This is a genomic window from Geobacillus sp. 46C-IIa (genome assembly GCF_014679505.1).
GTDB lineage: Bacteria > Bacillota > Bacilli > Bacillales > Anoxybacillaceae > Geobacillus.
In genome coordinates, this window is the sequence record NZ_CP061474.1 from 899,872 (window position 1) to 924,780 (window position 24,909).

The 24,909-nt window shown below is 54.6% G+C and carries 33 protein-coding genes; 25 read left to right on the plus strand and 8 right to left on the minus strand.

The window, feature by feature from the left end:
* The first annotated feature begins 5 nt into the window (after positions 1-5).
* The 5 genes from IC803_RS04580 to phoU all read left to right on the plus strand — a co-directional run bounded on the left by IC803_RS04580 (position 6) and on the right by phoU (position 4,454).
* Positions 6-971, plus strand: coding sequence for a PstS family phosphate ABC transporter substrate-binding protein (locus tag IC803_RS04580; RefSeq protein ID WP_081209542.1), 966 nt, complete (start codon positions 6-8; stop codon positions 969-971).
* Between the two features lie 86 nt (positions 972-1,057).
* Positions 1,058-2,011, plus strand: coding sequence for a phosphate ABC transporter permease subunit PstC (pstC, locus tag IC803_RS04585; protein WP_081209540.1), 954 nt, complete (start codon positions 1,058-1,060; stop codon positions 2,009-2,011).
* A gap of 5 nt (positions 2,012-2,016) precedes the next feature.
* Entirely contained in the window at positions 2,017-2,898 is an 882-nt protein-coding gene (gene pstA, locus IC803_RS04590; RefSeq protein ID WP_190304267.1) for a phosphate ABC transporter permease PstA, read from the plus strand.
* Between the two features lie 38 nt (positions 2,899-2,936).
* Positions 2,937-3,776, plus strand: a complete 840-nt coding sequence (pstB, locus tag IC803_RS04595) for a phosphate ABC transporter ATP-binding protein PstB (RefSeq protein WP_081209538.1) — start codon at positions 2,937-2,939, stop codon at positions 3,774-3,776.
* Between the two features lie 24 nt (positions 3,777-3,800).
* Positions 3,801-4,454 carry a phosphate signaling complex protein PhoU gene (gene phoU / locus IC803_RS04600; protein WP_081209536.1) on the plus strand — a complete coding sequence of 218 codons (654 nt, stop codon included), beginning with the start codon at positions 3,801-3,803 and terminating at the stop codon, positions 4,452-4,454.
* A 49-nt stretch (positions 4,455-4,503) separates the two neighbouring features.
* Here phoU and IC803_RS04605 read toward each other — a convergent pair whose 3' ends face one another.
* On the minus strand, positions 4,504-4,941 hold the full coding sequence (locus IC803_RS04605; RefSeq protein WP_081209534.1) for an aminodeoxychorismate lyase: 438 nt from the start codon (positions 4,939-4,941) through the stop codon (positions 4,504-4,506).
* The gene (locus tag IC803_RS04610) at positions 4,938-5,288 is read right to left on the minus strand and encodes a sigma factor-like helix-turn-helix DNA-binding protein (RefSeq protein ID WP_081209532.1); all 351 of its coding nucleotides are present in this window, start codon (positions 5,286-5,288) and stop codon (positions 4,938-4,940) included. Before IC803_RS04610 ends, IC803_RS04605 begins: the two co-directional genes overlap by 4 nt.
* A 151-nt stretch (positions 5,289-5,439) precedes the next feature.
* Between IC803_RS04610 and rpmG the strand changes: the two genes are divergently transcribed.
* The 6 genes from rpmG (at position 5,440) to IC803_RS04640 (ending at position 9,150) form a co-directional block, all read left to right on the plus strand.
* Positions 5,440-5,589 carry a 50S ribosomal protein L33 gene (gene rpmG, locus IC803_RS04615; RefSeq protein ID WP_008879868.1) on the plus strand — a complete coding sequence of 50 codons (150 nt, stop codon included), beginning with the start codon at positions 5,440-5,442 and terminating at the stop codon, positions 5,587-5,589.
* Positions 5,590-5,645: 56 nt separating this feature from the next.
* Positions 5,646-6,215 carry a 5-formyltetrahydrofolate cyclo-ligase gene (locus tag IC803_RS04620; RefSeq protein WP_081209530.1) on the plus strand — a complete coding sequence of 190 codons (570 nt, stop codon included), beginning with the start codon at positions 5,646-5,648 and terminating at the stop codon, positions 6,213-6,215.
* Positions 6,205-6,981 carry a DUF92 domain-containing protein gene (locus IC803_RS04625; RefSeq protein WP_081209528.1) on the plus strand — a complete coding sequence of 259 codons (777 nt, stop codon included), beginning with the start codon at positions 6,205-6,207 and terminating at the stop codon, positions 6,979-6,981. The genes IC803_RS04620 and IC803_RS04625 overlap by 11 nt, the downstream gene beginning before the upstream one ends.
* Positions 6,982-7,056: 75 nt before the next feature.
* The gene (locus IC803_RS04630; protein WP_081209526.1) at positions 7,057-7,236 is read left to right on the plus strand and encodes a hypothetical protein; all 180 of its coding nucleotides are present in this window, start codon (positions 7,057-7,059) and stop codon (positions 7,234-7,236) included.
* A 7-nt stretch (positions 7,237-7,243) separates the two neighbouring features.
* Positions 7,244-7,981: an HAD family hydrolase gene (locus IC803_RS04635; protein ID WP_081209525.1), complete on the plus strand. Its 738-nt coding sequence runs from the start codon at positions 7,244-7,246 to the stop codon at positions 7,979-7,981.
* An 8-nt stretch (positions 7,982-7,989) separates the two neighbouring features.
* Positions 7,990-9,150, plus strand: a complete 1,161-nt coding sequence (locus IC803_RS04640; RefSeq protein WP_081209646.1) for a rhomboid family intramembrane serine protease — start codon at positions 7,990-7,992, stop codon at positions 9,148-9,150.
* Here the strand turns inward: IC803_RS04640 and IC803_RS04645 are convergent.
* The gene (locus IC803_RS04645; protein ID WP_081209524.1) at positions 9,147-10,016 is read right to left on the minus strand and encodes a hypothetical protein; all 870 of its coding nucleotides are present in this window, start codon (positions 10,014-10,016) and stop codon (positions 9,147-9,149) included. The two genes, IC803_RS04640 and IC803_RS04645, sit on opposite strands and share 4 nt — an antisense overlap.
* Before the next feature lie 125 nt (positions 10,017-10,141).
* Between IC803_RS04645 and IC803_RS04650 the strand changes: the two genes are divergently transcribed.
* The 4 genes from IC803_RS04650 to IC803_RS04665 all read left to right on the plus strand — a co-directional run bounded on the left by IC803_RS04650 (position 10,142) and on the right by IC803_RS04665 (position 14,141).
* Entirely contained in the window at positions 10,142-11,605 is a 1,464-nt protein-coding gene (locus tag IC803_RS04650) for a spore germination protein (RefSeq protein ID WP_081209523.1), read from the plus strand.
* Between the two features lie 96 nt (positions 11,606-11,701).
* Positions 11,702-11,914: a YqgQ family protein gene (locus IC803_RS04655; protein WP_081209522.1), complete on the plus strand. Its 213-nt coding sequence runs from the start codon at positions 11,702-11,704 to the stop codon at positions 11,912-11,914.
* Between the two features lie 7 nt (positions 11,915-11,921).
* Complete coding sequence (locus IC803_RS04660; protein WP_081209520.1) at positions 11,922-12,875, plus strand: ROK family glucokinase; 954 nt, start codon at positions 11,922-11,924, stop codon at positions 12,873-12,875.
* A gap of 102 nt (positions 12,876-12,977) precedes the next feature.
* Positions 12,978-14,141 (plus strand): M14 family metallopeptidase, encoded by a 1,164-nt coding sequence (locus IC803_RS04665; RefSeq protein ID WP_081209506.1) that lies wholly within the window; start codon positions 12,978-12,980, stop codon positions 14,139-14,141.
* A gap of 35 nt (positions 14,142-14,176) precedes the next feature.
* On the opposite strand, the gene IC803_RS04670 is transcribed toward IC803_RS04665, so the two are convergent.
* Positions 14,177-14,353 (minus strand): DUF2759 domain-containing protein, encoded by a 177-nt coding sequence (locus tag IC803_RS04670; RefSeq protein WP_081209504.1) that lies wholly within the window; start codon positions 14,351-14,353, stop codon positions 14,177-14,179.
* Between the two features lie 180 nt (positions 14,354-14,533).
* Between IC803_RS04670 and IC803_RS04675 the strand changes: the two genes are divergently transcribed.
* Together IC803_RS04675 and IC803_RS04680 are read left to right on the plus strand one after the other, a co-directional pair.
* Complete coding sequence (locus tag IC803_RS04675) at positions 14,534-15,166, plus strand: MBL fold metallo-hydrolase (RefSeq protein ID WP_081209502.1); 633 nt, start codon at positions 14,534-14,536, stop codon at positions 15,164-15,166.
* Between the two features lie 230 nt (positions 15,167-15,396).
* On the plus strand, positions 15,397-16,524 hold the full coding sequence (locus IC803_RS04680; protein WP_081209500.1) for a class I SAM-dependent methyltransferase: 1,128 nt from the start codon (positions 15,397-15,399) through the stop codon (positions 16,522-16,524).
* A gap of 30 nt (positions 16,525-16,554) precedes the next feature.
* Here the strand turns inward: IC803_RS04680 and IC803_RS04685 are convergent, their stop codons facing one another.
* Both IC803_RS04685 and IC803_RS04690 read right to left on the minus strand, forming a co-directional pair.
* On the minus strand, positions 16,555-16,797 hold the full coding sequence (locus IC803_RS04685) for a DUF2626 family protein (protein WP_008879854.1): 243 nt from the start codon (positions 16,795-16,797) through the stop codon (positions 16,555-16,557).
* A gap of 161 nt (positions 16,798-16,958) precedes the next feature.
* Positions 16,959-17,657 carry a helix-turn-helix transcriptional regulator gene (locus IC803_RS04690; protein WP_081209498.1) on the minus strand — a complete coding sequence of 233 codons (699 nt, stop codon included), beginning with the start codon at positions 17,655-17,657 and terminating at the stop codon, positions 16,959-16,961.
* Positions 17,658-17,856: 199 nt separating this feature from the next.
* Here IC803_RS04690 and comGA point away from each other — a divergent pair, with 199 nt between their 5' ends.
* The 8 genes from comGA to IC803_RS04730 all read left to right on the plus strand — a co-directional run bounded on the left by comGA (position 17,857) and on the right by IC803_RS04730 (position 22,216).
* Positions 17,857-18,927, plus strand: a complete 1,071-nt coding sequence (gene comGA / locus IC803_RS04695) for a competence type IV pilus ATPase ComGA (protein WP_190304293.1) — start codon at positions 17,857-17,859, stop codon at positions 18,925-18,927.
* Positions 18,924-19,952, plus strand: coding sequence for a competence type IV pilus assembly protein ComGB (comGB, locus tag IC803_RS04700; RefSeq protein ID WP_081209494.1), 1,029 nt, complete (start codon positions 18,924-18,926; stop codon positions 19,950-19,952). The genes comGA and comGB overlap by 4 nt, the downstream gene beginning before the upstream one ends.
* 63 nt (positions 19,953-20,015) lie before the next feature.
* Complete coding sequence (gene comGC, locus IC803_RS04705; protein ID WP_081209492.1) at positions 20,016-20,312, plus strand: competence type IV pilus major pilin ComGC; 297 nt, start codon at positions 20,016-20,018, stop codon at positions 20,310-20,312.
* Positions 20,296-20,739, plus strand: a complete 444-nt coding sequence (gene comGD / locus IC803_RS04710) for a competence type IV pilus minor pilin ComGD (RefSeq protein ID WP_223812022.1) — start codon at positions 20,296-20,298, stop codon at positions 20,737-20,739. The genes comGC and comGD overlap by 17 nt, the downstream gene beginning before the upstream one ends.
* Entirely contained in the window at positions 20,723-21,049 is a 327-nt protein-coding gene (locus IC803_RS04715; RefSeq protein ID WP_081209490.1) for a competence protein ComG, read from the plus strand. The genes comGD and IC803_RS04715 overlap by 17 nt, the downstream gene beginning before the upstream one ends.
* Positions 21,028-21,471 (plus strand): competence type IV pilus minor pilin ComGF, encoded by a 444-nt coding sequence (comGF, locus tag IC803_RS04720; protein ID WP_081209488.1) that lies wholly within the window; start codon positions 21,028-21,030, stop codon positions 21,469-21,471. Before IC803_RS04715 ends, comGF begins: the two co-directional genes overlap by 22 nt.
* Before the next feature lie 130 nt (positions 21,472-21,601).
* Positions 21,602-21,991 carry a competence type IV pilus minor pilin ComGG gene (gene comGG / locus IC803_RS04725; RefSeq protein WP_081209486.1) on the plus strand — a complete coding sequence of 130 codons (390 nt, stop codon included), beginning with the start codon at positions 21,602-21,604 and terminating at the stop codon, positions 21,989-21,991.
* Positions 21,992-22,036: 45 nt separating this feature from the next.
* Positions 22,037-22,216: a YqzE family protein gene (locus IC803_RS04730; RefSeq protein ID WP_081209484.1), complete on the plus strand. Its 180-nt coding sequence runs from the start codon at positions 22,037-22,039 to the stop codon at positions 22,214-22,216.
* A gap of 75 nt (positions 22,217-22,291) precedes the next feature.
* Here the strand turns inward: IC803_RS04730 and IC803_RS04735 are convergent, their stop codons facing one another.
* Positions 22,292-23,086 (minus strand): YqhG family protein, encoded by a 795-nt coding sequence (locus tag IC803_RS04735; RefSeq protein WP_081209482.1) that lies wholly within the window; start codon positions 23,084-23,086, stop codon positions 22,292-22,294.
* Positions 23,073-24,737 carry a DEAD/DEAH box helicase gene (locus IC803_RS04740; protein ID WP_081209479.1) on the minus strand — a complete coding sequence of 555 codons (1,665 nt, stop codon included), beginning with the start codon at positions 24,735-24,737 and terminating at the stop codon, positions 23,073-23,075. Before IC803_RS04740 ends, IC803_RS04735 begins: the two co-directional genes overlap by 14 nt.
* Positions 24,738-24,909 lie beyond the last annotated feature (172 nt).

The following is a 24,909-nucleotide window of genomic DNA, read 5'->3' on the forward strand; positions in this document are numbered from 1 at the left end:
AAACGATGAACAAGTGGAAACGGCTCATGTTATCCGGGGTGCTCAGCGGGGTGATGGTGATCGCTGCTGCCTGTGGCGGAGGAAACGGAGCAGAGGAAAATGACGCCAACGGTGAGTCCGCAGCGAACGAACTGTCGGGCGAAGTCATCATGGATGGTTCTTCGACCGTCTACCCGATTGCGGAGGCAGCCGCTGAAGAATACATGGCTGAACAACCGAACGTGAAAGTGTCCGTCGGTATGTCGGGAACGGGCGGTGGATTTGAAAAGTTCACGAAAGGTGAAACTGATTTTTCGAACGCTTCCCGGCCGATCAAAGAGGAAGAGAAACAAGCAGCAGCTGCCAACGGCATTGAATTCCAAGAGTTTCAACTCGCTTATGATGGTCTCTCTGTCGTTGTCAATAAAGAAAACGACTGGGTTGACTACTTGACGGTCGATGAGCTGAAAAAAATGTGGACGGAAGACGGCACGGTGAAAAAATGGTCGGACATCCGCCCAGGATGGCCGGACGAGGAAATTAAGTTTTTCTCGCCTGGTCATGATTCCGGAACGTATGACTACTTTGATGAAGTGATTCTGGAAGGAAAAGAACTGGTCAAAACGGCCCAACTTTCGGAAGACGACAATATTCTCGTTCGTGGGGTTGAAGGAGATCAATACGCGATCGGCTACTTCGGCTATGCGTATTACTTAGAAAATAAAGATAAGCTGAAAGTGGTTCCGATCGATGGCGGCAACGGTCCGGTCGAGCCGACGAACGAGACGATTGAAACGGGAAAATATACTCCGCTTTCGCGTCCGCTGTTTACGTATGTGAGCGTCAAATCGCTGAAAGAAAAACCGCAAGTGTATGATTACATGGAATTCTTGCTGGAAACAGCCGGGGACTTGGCGGAAGAAGTCGGTTACGTCCGCCTGCCGGAGGAAAAGTATAAAGAACAGCTTGAAACGTTGAAAGGATTGAAATAAGTTTCGTCAGGCCGACGACAAAGGACGTTCGTCGGCCTAGACTTGTGACTGCGGTTGGAATATGTCGGAAAGGAGTTTTTCGTTTTATGGGGATTCCAACGAAGAAAGAACAGCAGTTCTCGGTGCGGGAGATGATTGCTGAAAACCAAAGGCGGCAACATTGGCCGAAAAGGATGGAAAAGCTCGCGCCGAAGCTCCTTTTTGCATTGGCGGCGCTCTCGGTGCTCGTGACGATCGGCATTTTGTTTACTCTTCTTTTCGAGACGATCGAATTTTTCCGCCGTGTATCGATTGTTGAGTTTGTCACGAGCAAAGAGTGGCTTCCGTGGAACGAGGAACACGGATCATTCGGAGTCGCTCCGCTTGTGACCGGCACGCTGCTGACGACCGGTATCGCTATGCTTTTGGCTGTTCCGATTGGGCTCGCTTCGGCCATTTACTTGAGCGAGTATGCGTCGGAGCGGACGCGCCGAATCATCAAGCCGGCGCTTGAAGTGCTTGCTGGCATTCCGACGATCGTTTACGGGTTTTTTGCGTTGACGATCGTGACGCCGTTATTGCAAAAGGTCATTCCGGATTTAGAGATTTTTAATGCGCTCAGCCCGGGGCTCGTCATGGGGATTATGATCATTCCGATGATCGCCTCGCTGTCAGAAGACGCGATGAGCGCGGTGCCGAACTCGATTCGCGAAGGCGCCTTTGCCCTTGGCGCCACAAAGCTTGAAGTGGCGCTTAAGGTCGTGCTTCCTGCCGCTGCTTCTGGAGTGATCGCCTCATTTATTTTAGGTATTTCCCGGGCGGTTGGCGAAACGATGATCGTCGCGGTGGCTGGCGGATCATCGCCGGAATTTACATTTGATGTGACGAAATCGATTCAAACATTAACTGCCTATATCGTCCAAGTGACAACAGGCGACGCCGGTTACGGGACGACGATTTACTACAGCATTTATGCTGTCGGGATGACGCTGTTTGTTTTTACATTGCTTATGAATATATTGGCGCAATACATTTCCCGCCGGTTTAGGGAGGAGTATTGAAAACGATGGAAAACAAAATGGACAAACCGCTCGTTTGGAAGCGAATGAAAGGAAGGCTGGCGCAAAACACCATCCTGCAAGCCATATTCTTTTTCGCTACCGTTTTTGGACTGATTGCTCTTATGCTGTTATTATCTCGTGTCATTATGCAGGCGATCGGCTGGCTGGATGGCGACTTTTTAAACAGCTTTCCTTCGCGCCGGCCGGAAGAGGCTGGGATAAAATCCGGATTGGTCGGCTCCCTCTGGCTGATGGCAATCGTCGCACCGGTTTCGTTTATTTTGGGGGTCGGGACGGCCATTTATTTGGAAGAATACGCGCGCAAAAACCGTTTCACCGCTTTTATTCAAACGAATATTTCCAATCTGGCCGGTGTACCGTCGATCGTGTTTGGCTTGCTCGGGTTGACGATTTTCGTCCGTGAGCTCGGGCTCGGGCGCAGCGTGCTTGCAGCTGGATTGACCATGAGCTTGCTCGTTCTTCCGGTGATCGTCGTCGCAGCCCAAGAAGCGATTCGTGCAGTTCCTCAGCAGTTGCGGGAAGCGTCGTATGCCATGGGGGCGACGAAATGGCAAACGGTTTGCCGGGTTGTGCTGCCGGCGGCGCTGCCGGGGATGCTGACGGGGGCTATCTTGGCGCTCTCCCGCGCCGTCGGGGAGACCGCTCCGCTCGTGGTGCTCGGCATTCCAACGTTTATCGCCTACTTGCCGAGCGGCGTGTTAGATACGTTTACCGTTATGCCGCTGCAAATTTATAACTGGACAGGACGGCCGCAGGAGGAGTTCCAACATGTGGCGGCCGCAGGAATTGTCGTCCTGCTCGTCTTTTTAATCGTGATGAATTCGGTCGCAGTGTTGATTCGCAACAAGTTTCAAAAGCGATTTTAAATTCATGACCGGACAATGAGCGAAAGGAGACCGATAAGATGATGGCAACCAAAACAAAAGAGGCAACGTCCACACTGGCTGCTAAGTCGTCGGCGGCGCCGGTAGCTGAGGACGGTGCAGCGAAAGGCGTCGTGTATGAGACAAACGATTTAAACTTATGGTACGGGGAGCACCATGCGTTAAAACATATTCATTTAACGATTTACGAAAATGAAGTGACAGCGATTATCGGACCGTCGGGATGCGGAAAATCCACTTATATTAAGACGTTGAACCGAATGGTCGAACTCGTGCCGAATGTCCGCATTGCCGGCCAGCTGGCCTACCGCGGGCGCAACATTTTTGATCCGTCCTATCCGGTTGAGCAGCTGCGCACACAAGTCGGGATGGTATTCCAAAAGCCGAACCCGTTTCCGAAATCGATTTACGACAATATTGCTTACGGTCCTCGCATTCATGGCATCCGCAACAAAAAAGTGCTGGACGAAATTGTCGAAAAAAGTTTGCGCGGGGCGGCGCTTTGGGATGAGGTGAAAGACCGGCTTCGCGATCATGCTTACGGCTTATCCGGAGGGCAGCAGCAGCGCTTGTGCATTGCCCGCTGTTTGGCCATCGAACCGGACGTCATCTTAATGGATGAGCCGACCTCGGCGCTCGACCCGATTTCGACGTTGAAAATTGAAGAGCTCATCCAAGAATTGAAAAAACAATACAGCATCATTATTGTGACCCATAACATGCAGCAGGCGGCGCGCATTTCGGACAAAACAGCGTTTTTCTTGAACGGGGAAGTGATTGAATACGCAGAGACGAACAAGCTGTTTTCAAATCCTGCCGATCGGCGTACAGAAGATTACATTACAGGCCGTTTCGGATAAAAAACAAAGGAGGCGAGCAGGGGGATGCGTGAAACGTTTGCCGATGATTTGCGCTCGTTGCATAACAAGCTGATCGAAATGGGGCGATTAACAGAAGTTGCGCTCCAACAGGCGATTGAAGCATTTCAAACGCAAAACAAAAATTTGGCGATGGCCGTCATTGACGGGGACGGCTCGATCGATAAGCTCGAGGAAGAAGTCAATGATTTCGCGTTATGGCTCATTGCGAAACAGCAGCCGGTCGCGACCGATTTGCGCCGCATCGTCGCCGCGATCAAAATCGCGAGCGATATCGAGCGGGTCGCCGATTTTGCCGTCAATATCGCCAAAGCGTGCATCCGCATCGGCGGCCGGCCGTTTGTGATGGATATCCAGCCGCTCGTGTTGATGCATCGTCTGGCTACGGATATGGTCTCAACGGCGATTGCCGCCTACGAGCGGGAAGATGCGTCGCTGGCTGCACAAATTGCTGACATGGACCATCGAGTCGATGAGCAGTACGGGAAAATGATGAAATCGTTGCTTGAGGTCGAGAAAACGGACAAAGAGACGTTGGCGCAAATGAATGTGCTTGCCCTCGTCGCCCGGTATATTGAGCGGACGGCGGATCATGCGACCAATATTGCCGAGCATCTCGTTTACCTTGTCAAAGGGAAGCATTACGACTTCAATGACTGACAGTATAAACGAAGGAGGCGTCCTAGCGGGCCGCCTCCTTTTTGGCTGATTATGGGCTGGCAATGAGGCGGCTGATCGCCGCATAATCCATATCGCTGCGCACGTTGTAAGCACCAGGACGGATCGAGCGCGTCAGCCCATGCTTTTGCAAATAGTCATTGAACGAGCGGGCGCTGTCGATGATGCGGGCGGCCTCAAGCTCTTTGGCGAACGCTTCCGGCGTGTCCCCTTTTTCAATCACAAGGCGGTACACATAAACGATCTGCACTGATTGTTTAGGCGGCTGTTCGGCCGGCGCTTTCGGTTGATTGCTTACGAGCTTGTCGTATTCGTCCTTCGCGACAGCGACGAGCCCGTGTTGTTCGAGAAACGCCTCGACGTCCGCCTCGGTCGGTGCAGCTGGAGGGGACGTGTAATATGCGGCGCCGATGAGCGATGTCGAAACAAGCAGGCCAAAGGCGAAAGAACGCATCGTCCGCTTCCTCATCGCCGCAATCTCCTTATGGCCCGCTCGACCTCGGGAACAGTCAAGCCGGTTTCTTGCGCGATCTCATCGAGCGGAAACCCTTGCTTATGTAAAAACAAGACGCGCCGATCCGTCGGCGACAATGCTCCGCCGCGGCGAGGGGAGGCCGGGCGCCGGCGCTCGGGGATGAGCAGCTCTTCCTCGATGACTTGCAGCCGCTTTTTCATTTGGTACGTTTCTTGAGCGAGTGAAACAGTCAACTGGTCAATTTGTTCTTCGAGCGGTTTTAATTCGTCTTTGGCAAAAAACGAGACGATCAGCAAAAGAATTGATAAGGCCGCCAAAGCGATCATTGCGTATTCTACCATCGTATCTCCCTCCTCTTTTCACTATATCATATCGCTCCTTGTTTGTGGCCGGTCTTGTTGAAAAAGATGAAATTTAGAGGTGGAAATCGCCACGAAAAAATGCTATCATAGAAAGGTCTGATTATATAAAGCACGTTTGGAGGGAAAAAAGATGCGCGTGAACATTACATTGGCATGCACAGAATGCGGCGAACGCAATTACATTTCGTCCAAAAATAAACGCAACAATCCAGAGCGTCTGGAACTGAAAAAATATTGCCCGCGGGATCGCAAAGTTACGTTGCACCGCGAAACGAAGTAAGCAGTAGGAAGATCATTCCTGCTGCTTTTATCTTTATACAGAAAAGGGGGAGAACGATGGATCGCAAACGGGAACTGCGCCGCCGGATGCTTGATCGTCTCCGGCAGCTCTCGGCGGCTGAGAAGCAGGCATACGACCGGCAAATTGCCGCTTATTTATACCAGTGGCCGCAATGGCAAGAGGCGCAAGTGATCGCCATTACGGTGGCCAGAGAGACGGAAGTGGATACGGTGCCGATCATTGAACAAGCTTGGCGGGAAGGAAAAACGGTCGGTGTGCCAAAATGCGACCCGCTGACGAAAACGATGACGTTCCGGCGCATTGCGTCGTTTGCTCAGCTCGAGAAGGCGTATGCTGGATTGCTCGAGCCGATCGAGGAACAAACAGCGGCGATCGATCGTGATGAGCTTGACCTCATCATCGTTCCGGGTGTATGTTTCACGAAAACCGGCTACCGGATCGGTTATGGGGGCGGGTATTACGATCGGTATTTGCCGGGGGTGGCGGCGGTGACCGCGGCGCTCGCCTATTCGTTTCAAGTTGTTGAAGACATTCCGGTCGAGGATCATGATGTGCCGGTAGAGTTTATGATTACTGACCAAGGGGTTATTCATTGTGGGCGATGAATGGTGGTATGCAGCTGCCTCTGTCATCGCAGCTGGCGGCGGATGGCTGTTGCGGTTGCTGTCCGTCTCGGGGGCGGCGGCGGCCGTTGTCGTCGGCACGCTGGTCGGATGCGGCTTTTCTTGGGGCGGATTATGGTTGCTAGGTCTCTTTTTTGCCAGCTCCAGCTTCTTCAGCAACGCTGGGAAGCGGAAAAAGGCGAAGATGGCTGGGAAATTGGCCAAAGGCGGGCGGCGCGATGCTGTCCAAGTGTTCGCCAACGGCGGGGTGCCGGCTGTTTTGGCGTTGTTGGCGCTGTTTCGTCCTGACCCGGTTTGGAATGAGCTGTTCGTTGTCGCTGTCGCAGCGGCGAATGCCGACACGTGGGCGTCGGAAATCGGCGCTTTGAGCCGGCGCCCGCCGCGGGCATGGCCGAGTTTTCGTCCGGTGGAAGCCGGCACGTCGGGAGCGGTGACGCCCCTTGGCACGGCTGCTTCCCTCGCTGGGGCGCTGTTCATCGCCGCTGCCGGCGCGCATTTCCTCCACGCTGCACCCTTTTTTACCATTGCGCTGTTTGGCTGGCTCGGCAGTTGGCTGGACACGTGGCTTGGCACCGCTTGGCAGTCCGTTTATCGCTGTCCGGTATGTGGGGCAGCCACCGAACGGAAACGGCATTGCGGGCGGAAGACGATTCATGTGAAAGGATGGCGCTGGCTTGATAACGATGCGGTCAATGCCTTGTCGGTCGCCGGCGCGGTGCTCGCCGCCACGTTTGTGCTCGTGCGCTGATGAGTGCGTTTCATAATTAGAGAGAAAAAGGGAAAAAGAATAACGAACAGCTCATATGATGAAGGGGGAACAACAATGAACAAATGGTCGTACTCGCTGTTGGCCGTTGCCGTCGGGTGGCTTGCTTACCGTTACCGTTACCGGTTGGCCGATTGGGCGTTGCGCGTTTCGCCGCTGCGAAGACAGCTGATCCGGTTTGCGCTCAACATTCCTGCGGTACGCGGCGCGCTTGTTTCGCAAATGTTGCGCCTGTGAGGCAACGATGAAACGGTGGGAGGCCGTTTGGTTTGATTTGGACGAGACGCTCATTGACTATGAGCGGACGTTTTGCGCCGCCATCCGCCATTGTTTTCATCGTTTTTTTCCGGCCGCTCCTGTTTCGTTTTCCGTTTGGTTTCCCATTTTCAAAAAGGCGTGCGACCGATATTGGACCGACTACGAAGCCGGAGCGTTGCCGCGGCGTGCTTACCGCCGGATTCGCTTTCTCGATGCGGCGCGCGCCTGCCAAATCGAAGCGGACGAAGAGATGGCCGACCGGTTTCACGCTTATTTTGACGAGGCAGTCAGCCGGTTTGCTGTCGCCTTGCCGGGCATGACCGATTTGCTTGGCCAGTTGCGCGCAGCCAATGTGCCGCTCGGTGTGATTACGAACGGCAGCGGCGCCATTCAGCGCGGGAAACTGGCCGCCTGCGGCCTGCATCGCTTTTTCCGCAGCGATGCCGTGGTCATTTCCGAAGAAGTTGGGTATAAAAAACCGGAGGCGGCGATTTTTCATTATGCTAGAAATAAGCGGCCATCCGAGCAGCTGGTATATGTCGGCGACTCGTGGAAATTGGATGTAGAGGGCGCACTTGGCGCCGGTTGGGAGGCTGTGTATTTTCGGCCGCGGCAACCGGCCCCCGCCGGCTCGTCTGTCCCGGTTTGCCGGACGGTCGGCGAGCTGGCCGCCCTGCTGCTCAATGGGCTTGGCCTCGTCGGAGAAAGGGAGAGGGGAACGTGATCGGAACGATGGATGTATTGTTTTGGCAGCTTGTTCATCTTTTGCTTCGTGACGGCTACCGCATCGCGCGGATGTCCGAGCGCGGCGATGAAATATGGCTCGAATCGGGCCATTGGCGGCGCCCGACGCTTGTACGCCTCGTGCGTGCCGATTTTGACTGGAGCCGGTCGCTGCGTCTCGATATCGAGTACACATGGCAATTCATCCGGCAAATGAACGGGCGGAAAATCGGCAAAGGGGGTCGCGTCGTCAATGTATATGTGATGGCGTACCCGCCGGTCGACGATTGGGAGTCTCTTATCGCCGAGCCACTGCCGCTTTCCGGGGCGGCGGGTGGCGCGTTTCATACGCTCCTGATTCATAGCGGCAACACGGGCGAGATGCTGCCGCAGCTTGAGGAAATGACCGGCGCCGCGCTCCGTCCGGCGCCGCTCGTGGGGGAAGCCGATCCGTTTGCCGCCGCCGAACGTCTGAAACATGAGGTGCTGACAGAATGGCGCCGCCAGCGGGAGGAAGAGCGGCGCATTTTTGAATATGGCAAGCCGGTGTTCACCCGGCTGTTGATCATCGTGCAAGTGGCCATGTTTCTCATTCTCGAATGGAGCGGCGGCAGCACGGACCCGAGCGTCTTAATCCGTTATGGCGCCAAGTTTAACCCGCTCATTGAAATGGGGGAATGGTGGCGCTTTTTGACACCGATGTTTTTGCATATCGGATTTTTGCATTTGCTGACTAACACGTTCGCTTTGTATTATTTAGGGTGGACGGTCGAGCGGCTGTACGGTTCGCTTCGATTTTTGCTCATTTACACAACAGCGGGCTTTTTTGGGACGTTGGCGAGTTTTTTGTTTACCCCGTCAATCTCTGCCGGGGCGTCCGGCGCCATTTTCGGATTGTTTGGGGCGCTCCTTTATTTCGGGACGGTATACCGGCACTTGTTTTTTCGCACGATGGGCATGAACGTGATCAGCTTAATTGTTGTCAACTTGCTGTTTGGCCTGCTTGTCCCCGGCATCGATAACGCCGGCCATATCGGCGGACTCATCGGCGGCTTTTTGGCGGCGGGCGCTGTCCATTTGCCGAAGCGCGCCGCTTGGCGGCGGCAGATGAAGGCGTTGGCCGCTGCGGCGCTGTTGGCCGCCGCCGGTTTATGGGCTGGCTTTCGCTAAGGAACTTGGATGAGCATCATTTTTTCGCCGTTTTTCGCCTCGAGCAAGATGAGGATTCGACGGTAATCTTTTTGAATCAAAATGAGCGGCATCGTGCTGCCGATCGGCGAGAGGATGGAACCATCCTCTTTTTTTATGCCGAGAACATACGATTTGTAAAGCCCTTCCCATAGGCGGCCGATCATCGTTTGCGTTTTGGCCGTCGATAGGCCGGGCAGCGGCTGTTCCGTGTAGGCGACCAATTCCGGCAAATAAAGGGCATAATAGTCGTCCTTAGACAAGGAAAAATATGCGAGCAACTCGTCCGCTTTATGACGCAAAAACTCGTTGGCCGCTTTGTTTAAGACGCGTTGCCATTCGCGCTCGGCGTCCGTTTGCGGCCGGCGGAACGACGTGAGCGGATCGTATGGCGAATGGATGACATACAAGTACGCGCTTGACATCGTCTGGCTGCTCGTAATGACCTCCCCTTTATGGAGTTCGCCATGATGGAACGTAATCGCCTGGAAAAACCGGCTGTCATGCATCATCACCGTCTTCTCCATCCGGATCTGATCGACATTCGTTTCCCATTTGGATAACACATCGATTAACCGGCCGTCGGCGAACAACAGTGAGACGTCCTGCCGCAAGTAAGCGCGACGGTTTAACGTGGAGGCGGCTGACCAGCGCAGCGCATAGCGTTTGCGCTCTTTTTTGTCGCCGAGCATAAGCGTCGTTTTCGCTTTGGTGAATGCCGCTTCGCGGTCGAGCGGGAAAAATTTGATCGTTTCCACGGTGCGATGGCGCTCCCACCACGAGAAGAGCGGAGCCGCGACGGCTATAGTGATGGCAAGCAGCGCGGCAACGATCATCCATCTTTTCATGACATCCTCCTGGATTGGACGAGGTTGTCACCAATATATGCATGGCAAGGAACATTTATGTATGAATTTCCTTTTGGTTGTCTATGATGGGGAGTATATAGTGAACGATCTGCAGGGGGATGATGATGGACAAACGCGTGCCAAAACAGCCGGCCTCCCGCCGCCTTCATGACAATGCCAGTTATTTAGCTAGGCGGCTTGGGGTCGGCAAAAGCTTCGATGTCATTCGCCTTGACCTTGAGTATGGCGGACGGGCCATGGCGCTGTTTATGATCGATGGATTTGTCAAAGACGATATTTTGCATTATTTAATGAAATATTTATCCCGGCTTGAAGCGCATGAGCTCAAAGCCCACCCGCTCGAGAAGCTGTTAAAGACGCACCTTCCTTACGTGGAGATTGGGCAAACGGACGATCTCGAAGAAGCGGTCGCCGCTGTGCTTGCCGGGCCGACGGCGCTTGTCGTTGATGGGGTGGAACATATCATTTTGATCGACGCCCGCACGTATCCGGTGCGTGGGCCGCAAGAACCGGATACCGAACGGGTCGTGCGCGGGGCGCGCGATGGCTTTGTCGAGACGTTCGTCTTTAACACCGCGCTCATCCGCCGCCGCGTCCGCGACCCGTCGCTGCGCATGGAGTATGTGCAGGTAGCGCGGCGTTCAAAAACCGACATTTGTATTTGCTATATCGAGGAAATTGCCGATCCGGAGCTCGTTCGCCGCGTCCGTCAGTCGATCGCCGCCATTGACACGGACGGGCTCGTCATGGCGGAAAAAACGGTCGAGGAGTTTATTTCCGGGCGGCATTGGAACCCGTATCCGGTCGTCCGCTATACGGAACGTCCTGACACGGCGGCTGCTCATTTGTACGAAGGGCATGTGCTTGTCATTGTTGACGGATCGCCAAGCGTCATGATTACTCCGGCGACGTTTTGGCATCACTTGCAGCATGCCGAAGAATACCGGAACAAGCCGATCATCGGAGCGTATTTGCGGCTTGTCCGTTTTTTGGCTGTCTGGGCGTCGGTGTTTTTGCTGCCGCTTTGGTACTTGTTCATGACGGAGCCGGAGCTGTTGCCGGGGCAACTCCAATTTTTAGGAAAGGCGAAATTAGGCGATATTCCGCTTTTTGCCCAGCTTCTTATGATTGAGGTTGGGATGGATATGCTGCGGATGGCCGCCATTCATACCCCGTCTTCGCTGGCCACTGCGCTTGGCCTCGTCGCTGCGCTCATGATCGGCGGCATCGCTGTGGAAGTCGGTCTCTTTTCCAATGAGGTCATTTTGTATTTTTCTGTCGCTGCAATCGGCACGTTTGCCACGCCGAGCTATGAAATGAGTTTGGCGAATCGGCTCGTCCGCATCGCCTTGCTCATTTTGTCCGGTTTGTTCGGCCTGTTTGGCTATGTGATCGGCATTGCTGTTTGGATCGTTGCCTTGGCCCGGATGTCGTCGTTCGGCATTCCGTACTTATGGCCATTCATCCCGTTTTCCTATCGAGGGATGCGCGATGTGCTCATCCGTTCGCCGATGCCGCTGAAAAATCGGCGGCCGGCTATTCTCCATCCGCGCGATCCCGACCGCTAACGCAGGCGCTGCCTCCATCGGCGCCTGCGTTTTTTGCCTTGACGGCCACCGCAGTTTGCCGCTACATTAGAAGAGGGAAAAGGAGCTTAGAGGACGATGAAGACAGTATATGATGTGCAACAGCTGCTCAAACGGTTTGGCACGATCATTTATGTCGGCGACCGGCTCGCCGATTTGGAGCTGATGGAAGAGGAAGTGAAAGAGCTGTACGAGTCTCAGCTGATCGATGCCAAACAGCTGCAAGCCGCGTTATTCATTTTGCGGCATGAAGCGCAAATCGAGCGGGAAAAACGAATGGCAAAAGGATGAGGACGAGATGCAACAATGGTTGGCAGGCATTGATCTTGGCGGTACAACGATCAAAATGGCGTTTGTTACAATGAGCGGCGATATCGTGCACAAATGGGAAATTCCAACAAACATTTCGAATCGCGGAGAGCATATCGTCGCTGATATCGCTCGATCGCTCGATGAGACGCTCGCCGCGCTCGGCGAGACGAAAGAGCGGTTGCTCGCGATCGGCATCGGCGCCCCTGGACCGGTCGAAGAGGAAACTGGCATGCTGTATGAAGCCGTCAATTTAGGGTGGACGAATTATCCTTTGAAACAGCAATTGGAATCGGCGACCGCGCTGCCGGTGGCCGTGGACAATGACGCCAATATCGCCGCGCTCGGCGAGATGTGGAAAGGAGCCGGAGGCGGTGCGCGCCATTTGCTGTTTGTGACGCTCGGCACCGGCGTCGGCGGCGGTGTAATCGCCAACGGCGCCATCGTGCGCGGGACGAACGGCGCCGGCGGGGAGATCGGCCATATGGCGATGATCGCCGATGGCGGTGCGCCGTGCAATTGCGGCAAAACCGGCTGCCTGGAAACGATCGCGTCGGCGACCGGCATCGTGCGGATCGCCAACGAAAAACTGATGGCTGATGAGCGGCCAAGCGCGCTGCGCGGCGGAGAAGTCACCGCCAAGGCTGTGTTTGACGCCGCCAAAGCGGGCGATACGCTCGCGTTGGAAGTCGTTGACGAGGTGACGCGCTGCCTCGGCTTGGCGTTGGCGAACGCCGCCAATGTGACCAATCCGGAGAAAATCGTCATCGGCGGCGGTGTCTCGAAAGCAGGCGACATACTCGTTAAGCATGTCGCTGTCCATTTCCGCCGTTTCGCTTTTCCGCGCGTCGCCGCTGGGGCGGAGATCGCCTTGGCGACGCTCGGCAACGATGCGGGCGTCATCGGCGGCGCCTGGCTGGCCAAAGCGCTGGCCGGCGCCTAAACAACAACGGTTGGCTGCCATATGGCGGCCAACCGTTGTTTTCATTTTTTGGCGTCTGCTGACATATGTTGAAGATAGAAGGATGGGAAGGAGAGACGGCGCATGCGCATTCAAGCATGGCCAGGCGATACGCTGGAAAAGTATGGGCGGTGGTTTTGCGTACCGACCGAGTTAATCGCAGACGCCAATCCGCACGTCGAAAAAGGGGGGCTGCGTCCAGGACAGACGGTCGCTATTCCGGGATACGAGATGATGGATACATGGGAAGCGCTCGCTCACTGTCTGTCGCTGCCGGTCGAGGCGCTGCGGCGGCTGCCGGGGGCGATGGCGGTCATCAACGGAACGGCGCCGCTGCCGAAGCGGATCACTTCCCCAGTTGTTCGCCGCGCTGAGCCATATGATTTTGCTGCTCTTGAAGAAGATATCGAAGCGCTCGTCCGCCGCTATCCGTTTGTGCGCCAACGGGCGATCGGCCATAGCGTGCTCGGATTGCCGCTTGTTGAGCTGCAAATCGGCCGCGGACCCGTGCGCGTCCATATGAATGGATCGTTCCATGCCAACGAGTGGATCACAACCGCGGTGGTCATGGCGCTCATTGATGATTATTTGCGGGCGCTTGTCGATGATGCCGTGCTTGCCGGCCATCGGGTGCTTGAGTATTACCATAAAGTCACCCTTTCGATCGTGCCGATGGTCAATCCGGATGGCGTCAACCTTGTGTTGAACGGCCCGCCCGAAGAGGAGCCGCACCGGAGCGAAGCCGTCCGCATAAACGGCAGTTCGCTCGATTTTTCGCAATGGAAAGCAAACATCCGCGGCGTTGATTTAAACAATCAATTTCCGGCCCGCTGGGAAATTGAACAGGCACGCAAGCCGCCAAAAGCGCCGGCGCCGCGCGATTTTCCCGGCTTTGCTCCGCTCACTGAGCCGGAGGCGAAGGCGATGGCAGCGTTGGCGGAAGCAAGCGATTTTGCGATGGTTGTCGCGTTTCATACGCAAGGAAAAGAAATCTACTGGGGATATGAAGGATTGGAGCCCCCAGAGGCGGAAGCAGCCGTCAGGGCGATGGCGGAAGCAAGCGGATACAAGGCTGTCCGCTACATTGACAGCCATGCCGGCTATCGAGATTGGTTCATTCAGACGTGGAAGCGGCGCGGCTATACGGTCGAGCTCGGCGAGGGCGTCAATCCGCTGCCGCTCTCGCAATTTGCGCAAATTTACCAAGAAGCCCTTGGCCTGTTTCTGGCCACGCTCAAAATGGCGTAAAAAAACGCAAGAGGCTCGGTTTGCCTCCTGCGTTTTTAATGTGTACCGGTCGGAATCCCATGATGCAAAATCGTCATGATCGTAAACCAGCCGAATACGGCTGCAGTTCCAAGTCCGAACAAAAACCCGAGCACATTTTTCTCGCGCAACGTCCGAAGCATTCCATAAAGGGCAAGCAACGTCACGAGCGCAAAAATAATGACTGTACCCATCGTTTTCCCCCCTTATGAAACAGTATGTACAAACGAGTCCATTCTTTTTCATTGTAATCTTTTTTCTTCCATTTGTCGAGGTCCATTCCTGTTTTTATTTTTCCCTTTCATCGTGCGGGAAAAAACAGTAAAATAAAACTAAACATGTATTGGCCATGCCAAATAAAGGAGGAAACGGCTATGGAGTGGACACGCATTCCCGTCGGCCCGATTCAGGCGAATGCTTACCTTTTGTCGGCCGCAGACGGCGCATGCGTTATCGTTGACCCCGGAGCGGAAGGGGCAGCGCTCGTTCGTCGGATCGAAGAAAAACAGCTGACTCCGCTGGCGATTTTGTTGACGCACGCCCATTTTGACCATATCGGCGGCATTCCGGATGTGCTCGCCCGCTGGAACATTCCGGTGTATTTGCATGAAAACGAAAAACAGTGGCTGCAAGATCCGGCGTTAAACGGCTCGCTTTATTTTGGCGGCCCGGTCGTTGTCCGCTGTGAACCGACATGCATCACAGGACGAACGACGCTGACGATCGGCCCGTTTATGTTTGACGTCCGCGAAACGCCAGGCCACTCGCCGGGCAGCGTCTCGTATTATTGCGAAGCGGCGCAAATGGTATTTTCCGGTGATGCGCTGTTTGCCGGCAGCATCGGGCGCACCGATTTGCCAGGCGGCAATCACCGTCAGCTGCTAAATAGCATCCATGATGAGCTGCTCACGCTGCCCGAGGAGACGGTTGTCCTTTCTGGCCACGGGCCGGAGACGACGATCGGCGCAGAAATGGATACAAACCCGTTTTTGCACGGGTTTTCATAAGAAAAGCGGCGCTCGGAGCCGACCGTTGTTCGAATCATGAAAAACAGGCAGACGCCCGTCTGCCTGTCAAACAGAAAACACCCTTCTTAGCCGCGCCAAGAAGGGTCTTTGGGGGATGTTCTATCCACAATCATGGGAGGGGATATAGTTAAGCTACTACATATAACGATATACGATTGTTTTCACTATGTCAATAGTAAAAAACAAAAAAAACGGGGAAGGAATGAAAGATGAACCGACTGTACAAGGAGGTTGCCGCGGCGCCGGGCGGACGGGTGTCATATGCCGACTACATGCAAATGGCTCTTTATGATGAACGCTTCGGCTATTACATGCGTGAGCGGGAGAAAATAGGAAAGGAAGGCGATTTTTTCACGAACAGCTCTTTGGCAGCGGTGTTCGGAAAAGCGCTCGCCTCGTTTTGGATTCGGCTCGTGGAACGGGGAGGGCTGCCGCCGGCCGTTTGCGAATGGGGGGGCGGGGACGGGCGTTTAGCGCTGGCCGTATTGGAAGAATGGAAGAAAAAAAGCCCGCATACGTATCAAAAGTTGTCGTACACGATCATCGACCAAAGCCCATTTCACCGCCGACGACAGCAGGAAACGCTGCGTCCGGTCGCGGAAAAAGTGAGGCAATATGATGGCATCCCCCGTTGGCTCGATGAGTGCGGGTCGTTTTCCGGCATCGTGTTTAGCAACGAGTTTTTTGACGCCTTTCCGGTTCATGTCATCACAAAAGAACATGGCGTTTTATACGAATGTTTCGTCGCCGCTCGCGGCGGCCGGCTCGTCGAAGAAAAAGCGCCGCTTCGAAATCCGGACATCATTCGTTATTTGGACGAGCGCGGGTTGGCGCTCGCTGAAGGCCAGCGTCTCGAAGTGCCGCTGGCGATGAAACGGTTTTGGCTTGAGATCGGGCCGCTGTTCCGCCAGGCGGTGATGGTGACCATCGATTACGGCTGCACGGATGAACAGCTGGTTGCACCAGCGCGTCGGCACGGAAGCTTGCGCGGCTATTTCCGCCATCAGCTCATTGCTGACCCGCTCCTCCGTCCGGGGGAGATGGATTTGACGTCTCATGTGCAATGGGATGCATTTCGTTTATATGCCCGGCAGGCCGGGTGGGAGGAAGTGGCATTCGTCCGCCAAGATCGTTTTTTGTTAGCGGCTGGCCTTTTAAACGAATGGGCCGTTTCCGAGAACGCGGAGTTGTTTTCGGCGGCGAGCCGGCAAAACCGGATGATCCGTGCGCTCATTGCTGATGACGGCATCAGCCGCTTTTTTGATGTGTTCATTCACCAAAAAGGAGCAAAGCTTTCTGCTGCCGACATGTGGGCGGCGCCGGAGTTTTTGCCGTAAAGAAAAACAGGCAGAGGAATCTGCCTGTTTTTATTCGCCCATGCCGGGCACCATCATAAACGTCGTCCAATACGTGAACGCGGCAAAGAAAATAGTTAAATACGCCCCGAAAATATAAATGTACATTCTCTCGGTCAGTTTTAAAAAGCCGAGGAACAGGAAAAACACCGTTTGGCCAAAGAAGATGAGCGATGTCGTATGCATATGGCCGAGGTAAAACATGACAGCGAAAATGCCGGTCCAAAAAGCGAGCACGCGGAACATGCGGTCCATTATGTATCCCTCCTTTTATGCAATCCATTTATCCTTACTTATTATAATGTACAATAGTTGGGAATGTAAATAACGCTTTCGGACAGGCTGTAAGAAAAAGATTGGGCGCCTGCCGCCAAAACGCCGCCCACGCATGAAAAAAGGAGGGAGAAGAGCCGCTGCTACGGGCGGATGGCGATGCGGTAGGCGCAACGGCGGCTGCCATCCATCATATTCTCTGTTTCAGCCATGTTCGCATCGGCAAACAGCGCTTCCACCATTCCTTCTAAAAAAGCATGGTGCATGCCGCAAACGGTATCAGGCTGCTGTACGGCGATCTCCTTGAACGGACAGTTAAAAATGTCAAGGCAAAGCATTCCTTCGTCTTCTTCATAGTGAAATTGCGGAAGAAACCCGGCCGCCTCAGCTGCTTCCTCCATGATGCGGATTTTTTCCTCCAAGGTAAGCGCGCTCGTTGAACCGTTATGCGGCAAGCGGCTGGCAACGAGTTCATAGCCGAACTGTTTCCCTGTTTCACGCAGCGCTTCAAGCCCGGTCGGACCGAGTTTGGCCATCGTTTGAATGGCGATTTGAGCCAAAAGTTTGTAATCGCGGAACGGAAAGTACAGACCGACGACTTCGTCCGACAACCGATACAACCGGCTCGGCCGTCCGCCTTTTCCGGTCTTTTGCGTATCCGATACGACCATGCGGACATCTTCTAGCTTTGTCAAGTGAAGACGGGCGACGTTCGGATGGATGTGAAACTTTTCGGCGATCTCTTGAACAGAAACTTCGCGGTGTATTTTAGCCATGTATTCGTAAATATGGAACCTTGTTGGGTCAGACAGCACGTTTGTAATTTTTAACGTTTGTTCCATTAGGTTTCCCTCCTGAATAAATCATTGATAACGTTATTATAATGAAATGGGTTGGGGCGAAGAATGATTTTTGTCACTATTGGCAGCAAGTCGTTTAAAGTTCAAAAAATGTTCACGAAAAAATTTTTTCGGCGGCGGCAGGAAAACGAGCAATGTCCGTCGAAATATAAAGCAACCTGTCGAAAGGAGGGAATTTGCGCTGGATGATATTGAACAAGTAGCGAACCGTCTCCTTGCTGAAGCGGTGCAGCGCCGCGCCTCTGACCTTCACCTCGTCCCGCGCCGCCATGATGCGGCCATTCGCCTCCGTCTTGACGGCATGCTCACCGATGTTGGCACGCTCCCGAAAGAAACCGCTGAACGCGTCATCGTCCATTTCAAGTTTCTAGCCGGCATGGATATCGGCGAACGCCGCCGACCGCAAAGCGGCGCGATGGAAGTGAATGAGTCCGGGGAAACGGTGTATTTGCGCTTATCGACGCTGCCGACGCTTTACGATGAAAGCCTCGTCATCCGCCTTCTGCCGCAGCGCTTTTCGCTGCCGCTTCGCGAACTATCCTTATTTCCTCAATCCACCGCACGGTTGTTTTCCTTTATGCAGCAGCCGCAAGGGCTCGTACTGTTGACCGGACCGACCGGGTCGGGAAAGACGACGACATTGTATACGCTTCTTGACGTTTGCCAAGCGGAAAGACAACGCAACATCATCACGCTGGAAGATCCGATCGAAAAACGGAATGACCGGTTTTTGCAAGTGCAGATCAATGAAAAAGCGGGCATCACGTATGCGGCGAGTTTGAAAGCCGCTTTGCGCCATGACCCTGACGTGTTAATGGTCGGCGAGATCCGCGACCATGATACGGCGGCGATCGCCGTGCGATCGGCGTTAACTGGACATTTAGTCGTGTCGACCATGCATGCTGCCGATGCGGTCGGCGCGGTGTACCGGCTGCATGAGTTCGGGGTGCCGCCCGGCGATTTAGCGGAGACGTTGCTCGCCGTTTCGGCGCAGCGTCTCGTTGAACTGTGCTGTCCGCTATGCGGCGACGATTGCCATCCGGCGTGTCGCCGGCTTCGACGCAGACGGCGCGCTGCCGTCCATGAACTGCTTTACGGCCCGGCGCTTCTTGATGCCATCCGTTCACTGTCGGACGGAGACGGGCGACGGCTCCGCCGCCATATGACATTAGCCCGCCTCATCCGTAAAGGAATCGCGCTCGGTTATTTGCCGGTCCGCGCGCTTAGACTTGTCGGAGGGGAAGGACGATGAGGAAAAAAACGTGGCCGCTTGCTGAACAGGCGTTGTTTTTTGTCCGGCTTGGCCGGCTGCTCGAGCGCGGCTATCCGCTCGGACAAGCGCTCGAATTTTTAGCCATCCAAGCCCCAATGAAGCGCCGGTTGGAGCTTGAGCGCTGCCTGCGCCAGCTGCGGGCCGGTTTGCCGGTGTTTGCCGCCATCGAGGCGCTGCCGGTTGACCGTCTTGCTGTCAGCCTCCTCTTTTTTGCCGAACGGCATGGCGATTTGCCGCGCGGCATGGCGGAGGCGGGAGCGGCGCTCGCGCAAAAAGCGCACTTCGGTGAACAGTTGCGCCGCTTCGGCCGCTACCCGCTTTTTCTCTTTGTTTTGCTCATCGTCATGCTTCTGTTGATGGAGCGGTGGCTGCTGCCGCAATTTGAGCGAACCGCCGCGGCGCTTTCGCCCGGGAATGAACAGACTTCCTTACTTATTGCGTTCATCGCTGATGCTCCGATGGCGTTGGCGGCCATCGCCGCCCTCGCCATCTTCTCCTGGTTGTTTTACGCCGTTTTCTTCCGCCGCTGGCCGGTCGACCGCCAGCTTCAGCTCGCCTTATCCATTCCATGGTGCGCTTCGTTTGTGAAGCTGCTCGTCACATATATCATGGCCCGCCAGCTCGGCCGCCTGCTGCAAGCGGGTTTGTCCGTCTATGAAGCGCTCGGTGTTTTCAGCGAGCCTTTCTCTTGGCCGTTTCTGCAAATGGAAGGCAAGCGAATTCGCGAGGGGTTGGTCAAAGGGATGGCGCTTGATCATCTCGTCAGCGCCGTCCGCTATTACGAGCCGGAGTTGCCGCTTGTCATCCGCCATGGCCAGTCGAACGGCGAACTGGGCAAAGAGCTCGAACATTACGGCGAGTTTTTGCTGCAAGTGATCGAAAAGCGGCTCGAAACGGCGCTGAAGCTTGTGCAGCCACTCTTGTTGTCGGCAGTCGGAGCGCTCGTCGTCGGCATGTATTTAGCTATTTTGCTGCCGATGTTTTCGATGTTGAACGGGCTGTAGGCTGCCTAAGGGATAGGCGGCTAAGGATGAAGGCTGATACTGACTAGACAAGGAGGAGTTCTCGTGAACAAAAAAGGGTTTACCCTCATTGAAATGCTCATTGTGCTAATGGTCATTTCCGTGCTGCTGTTAGTGGCGATTCCAAACATCACGAAGCATAACGGCATGATTAACGCCAAAGGATGTGAGGCATTTTTGAACACAGTGCAGGCGCAAGCGAAGGCATATGAGATGGAGCATAACAAAATTCCAACCGTGCAGGAATTGCTTGATGGCCGCTATATTAAATCGGACAAATGTCCGAACGGTCATGCGATCGAAATCAATGAGAACGGCGATGTGAGTGAAGTTGGCTCGTAACGGCGGGTTTACACTGCTTGAAATGCTTGTCGTTTTGTCAATCGCGCTTCTGTTGACAACGCTGGCTGTCCCGGCGCTCGGCGGGGTCGTGCACGAGCGTGAGGAGACGTATATGTTGGCGCTGCTGCGCGCCGATTTGTATGGCGCCCAGCAGCATGCCATCGCCAGGCGGAGGAAAGTGTCCGTGTTTTTCACCGAAGGGCGCGGCGAGTATCAGGCAGTTGACACACATAGCGGCCAGCGGATCGTCGCCCGCACGCTCCCGGCGCCATGGCGGTTTCAGCTCGGCACGCTGCGGACCCCGCTCATCTTTACTGATAACGGCAATATCAAACAAGGCGGGACCGTTTGGGTGAAAAGCAGCAAAGGAAGTTATAAAGTGACGTTTTTGCTTGGGAAAGGGCGGTTTTATGTGCAAAAAATGTAGCGGCGGATTTTTGCTCGTCGAGGCGCTGTTCGCCTTGGCATTGCTATGGACGGCGGCTGCTGTCCTCCTGCCCTTATATATGCAAATCGCCATGGAACGGAACAACCTTGCGCTCGAGGAAAAATCGCGCCGGCTGTTAACCATCGCTTTATATGAAGAGCCGCTTGTCGGCGATACGGCGGTGGCGGATGGGCGAACGGTGTTTCATATGCAGGCGCGCGACGAAGGGGGGCGGATGTGGAAAGTATGCGTGCGCTGGAACGACTACGTCGGCCGGGAGAGGGAGCGTTGCGGGTATGGCAAGCGGTAGCGGAAAGAGAACGTGGATTTACGCTTTTAGAAGCGCTGGTGGCGCTGGCAGCTGCATTGACCGTTGCGGCGGTCATCCCGGCGCTGCTATCGGTCCGTCCGCTTAGTGCTGTTATGCCGGTTGACGGGTTTACGCACCTTGAATGGCGCTTGTTTTTGCAGCAGCTGCAAATCGAGTTGCATGAAACGGAACGATGGACGGCGGACGGGGCGACGCTTTATTTGCAAAAATGGAACGGCGACAAGGTGAGCTTTTCGTTAATAAAGTCTGACGTCATCCGCCAAGTGAACGGCGCCGGCAATGAAACAGCGCTTCGCCATGTGCGCGCCGTTTCATACCGTGCCGGCGTCCACGGCCTGTTTGTGCAAGTGAGCGCCACCGATGGCAACGTTTATGAAGCGTTTGTGGCGCGGGCGTTTTAGCGGGCGTCTCGCTTGCTGTCAAGCTGGCGGCTCTCAGCAGCCGCCTCGCCGCCTTTGGCCCGCTTTGGCGGCCGGCCGCATTGACACGGAAGAAAGGCGGAGAACCAAGGAAAAGGAGAGGGGGGAGAAGATGGGGCGTCAGGACGGCGTTATTTTTCCGCTTGTAGCGGTTGTAGCCTTGCTGCTTGCTTTTTCTGTCACGCATGTCCTGCTTTTATATGAGGCGGAGCAAGAGGCGGCGCATGCCGCTCGGCAGGCGGCCGAAGCCGATGAGCTCGTGCAGATGGCTGTGTTTGACGTGAAAGAACAAATCGCGGCGTCGGGCCCGTCGACAGCGGTGCACGAAGGGGAATGGACGTACCCGCGCGGAACGGCCGCCTACCGTTGGGAAAAAGTAGGGGAAACGAGCGTCCGGGTCTCCCTGTCTGTTCACTCTTCGTCCGGGCTTAGAAGGAGCGCTGCGTTTACGGTGATGATTCCGTCACTCCATATCACCGAGTGGAGCGAACAAAACGATTAAAAAAGGAAAGGGACGGAAAAACTAAAAGAAAAAGGGGGGACTCTGATGGCGGTCAATGATTATGTCAAATTTGTCACCCAGCAGTTTGTCGCTTACATGGATATGCCGAAGGAGGAGCGGACGCGGCGGCGAAGTGAGCGGAAACAAGAGCAGCCACCGCTCTCCTACCGCCTGTTCGGGCTGATGCCGCTTTCGCTCCGCCTGTTGTTGCGGCGCCGCCCGTGACGAACGCCCGCTGGCCTTGTCGGCCGGCGGGCGTTTTTGGCTTAAATGGTGCCAGTTTGCCCGCTTATGGAGCCGCTATGAGGAGCGCGGCATTAAATAGAACAGGCCGCCGTTAACGACGGAAATGGTGATGCGCGGCTTGTACTGCTTTTCAAGCGCTTCTTTCTCGCGATAATAGCACTCCGGCTTTTCTTCGGCGTCTTTATAAAATTCATCAAGCAGCGCCAAATCATCGGCCCAGCGCTGGTGCGCCTCGACAGCCCATGTGTGGTCGTCGGCGGCGATGCGGCCGCGAATATATTGTTCAAGGCGGCTGATGCCGCTTTGCGGCTTAATGAGCGGGGAGATCGTGAAGCAGTAGTCCGGGATTTTCGGCGTCAGCCGCCGCTCGCGCAGCCGTTCATGAAACGATTCGATCATTGTTCCGCTGATGAGATGAATGCCAAGTGAAACGATCTCATCTTTTTTTCGGTCGCATTCATACGAAATCACCACGTTCATGCCAAGCCATGGGTGAAGGGCGGCGTTTCCGCTCAAGGGGGCGTCTGGCTCCTCATACAGACGGATAAAGCTGCCTCGTTTTTGCGCCGAGCGGAACAGCTGGTGCAGCCGCGGCGCTCCGAAATGAAGCCGCTCGCCTTTTAGCTTGTCTGTCTGCTCGCTCGGGCGGGTGATCAGCGTCAGCTGCATCGGCTGCGGAACGCCGCCCGTCCGTTCGATGTAATGCCAATAAAACGGCCGATTCATCAGCTCTTTATCCATTTCTGCCGTCAGCTGGATCGTCATATAGTCGTCGTTTGCTTCCAAAAAGGTGCAGCCGTTCGCTGCAAAGTAACGTTCGACAAAACGGCGGATTTCATGTTGCTGCATGCCGTTCGCCTCCTTCTTTTCCGAGCTGCTCAGCCAGCTCAATCATCGCCATGATGTTTTCCATTTTAATTTTCATTTCCCCTTCGCTCCGCGAATGGACGAGGGCGTCTTCAAAGTAATACTCAAGGTTGGCGAGGTTCATTTTCGCCAAAATGTCGTCCAATTCGCCGACGACCCGTTCAAATAAGCGGATTTTTTCGTACAGAAGCGCTAAAATATGTTCTTCAACCGTCTGTTTGACGGCGAAGTTGTAAATGTGGACGTCATCGGTCTGGCCGAGCCGGTGGACGCGGCCGATCCGCTGTTCGAGGCGCATCGGGTTCCACGGCAAGTCGTAGTTGATGACGTGGCGGCAAAACTGCAAGTTGATCCCTTCGCCGCCCGCTTCGGTGGCGATAAACACTTGGGCATGATGTTTAAACAGCTCTTGCATCCAGTCTTTCTTGCCGCGCCGGAAGCCGCCGCGAAACGGGACGGACGAAATGCCGTGCTGCTTTAAAAACCATTGCAAATACAGCTGCGTCGCCCGGTATTCGGTGAAAATAATCACTTTGTCATTGATGGAGCGGATGAGCTCGAGCGCTTTTTCCGCCTTTGAGTTCGTCGTGACGGCGTTGATTTTTTCAAGCACATGTTCAAGCGCTTCCGGAACCGCCCCTTCACACTTGTCAATCATATTTTTGACGGTCAAAAACAACGCTTCGCGGCTGCTGCATGCCTCACGAAGCAGCGTAATGAGGGAAAACGAACCGGCGAACGATTCATGGCGGAGCGCCTTTACCGCCTCGTACAGCTCGCGTTCCTCAGCGGTAAACTCAATCAGCACCGGCTCGACGTGGCGTTTTGACCATTCGATCGGCGTGTCAGCGCGGCGGTTGCGAATCATCACTTTGTTGACGAGCGCTTTTAAATGGTCGTTTGTTTGTACGGCCCGCGTTTTGCCGTACGTTTTCGCAAACTGTTCGGCGTTGCCTAAATGGCCGGGCTTCAGAAGCGAGACGAGATTGAAAATTTCTTCGATGCGGTTTTGGATCGGCGTCGCCGTCAGCAGCAAACAAAACTTCTTTTTTAAATGTTGCACAAACTCGTAGTTTTTCGTTTTGTTGTTTTTCAGCTTGTGCGCCTCATCGATGATGATCATATCATACGGCTGCTCGTAAATGATGTCGCGGTGCGGCGGTTTTTTCGCCGTATCGATCGATGAGACGACAATGTCGCATTGCTCCCAGACATAGCTCTTTTTTTGCTGGACAGCCGGGATGAAAAACTTTTCGTTCAGCTCTTTCACCCATTGTGAAACAAGGGAGGCGGGAACGAGAATAAGCGCTTTTTTGACGAGGCCGCGAATCATATATTCTTTAAGGACGAGCCCCGCTTCAATCGTTTTGCCAAGCCCGACTTCATCGGCCAAAATCGCCTTGCCGTTCATCTCCTCGACGACGCGGCGCGCCACTTCAAGCTGGTGCGGCAGAATTGTTAAATGCGGCAAATGTTTCGGCGCCTGCAAGCCGTTAAATTCCGGCACGCTTACATGCCGGGCGGCCTCTAACGCCAGTTCGTACATTTCCCAGCTTGCCCACGGGCCGTCTTTTTCGACGCGCTCAAGAAATTCCTCCTTCCACGTTTCGTCCATTTTCACCTCGATGTCCATGGCCATCCCCTTCCCTTGTTGCGAATATTTATATTGATCGCGGATGATACGTTAAGCAGAAAAAGAACATTTTTGTAGTTAATTCCTATAAAAGTTCGTTCATTTCCTATTGCCCTTTTTGCGTAGTTAATGGTAGTATAAATTTAGAACATTCGCATGAATGGTGGATAAG